Origin of the sequence: Flavobacterium solisilvae (assembly GCF_012911605.1) — a bacterium.
In the GTDB taxonomy this organism is placed as follows: Bacteria; Bacteroidota; Bacteroidia; order Flavobacteriales; family Flavobacteriaceae; genus Flavobacterium; species Flavobacterium solisilvae.
Genome location: NZ_JAAMPT010000098.1, coordinates 1 through 293 on the forward strand (window position 1 = coordinate 1; position 293 = coordinate 293).

Here is a 293-nt window from a genome sequence, read left to right on the forward strand (position 1 = left end):
CTGCATCAGCATACTCACTTCGGTCTATTTCTCTTCCGCCTTTTCGGCTGGTACATTGGTCTTTTACTGGACAGGTTTTGCAAGCTGGTGTGCGGTATTTTTGGAACCTGTAACCACTTTCGTCAGTTCGACCTGTTTTCTTGTGCCAACTGCCTGTTGTGCTTAGCGTTTCTCCTTGCGGACAAGTGTAGGTATTTGCTTCTTTATTATAAATAAACTTTGTTACAAAATACTCGGGTTGTGTGCCGTTTTCGTTGCTCTTGCCTTGATCGGGTTGGGCTACAATGGTGGTA

The 293-nt window shown here is 44.7% G+C and carries 1 protein-coding gene; it reads right to left on the reverse strand.

Annotation, left to right across the window (positions count from 1 at the left end; translation table 11 throughout):
• A partial coding sequence (locus G6042_RS00465; protein WP_211161587.1) for a transposase occupies positions 1–293 on the reverse strand: 293 nt, incomplete at both ends.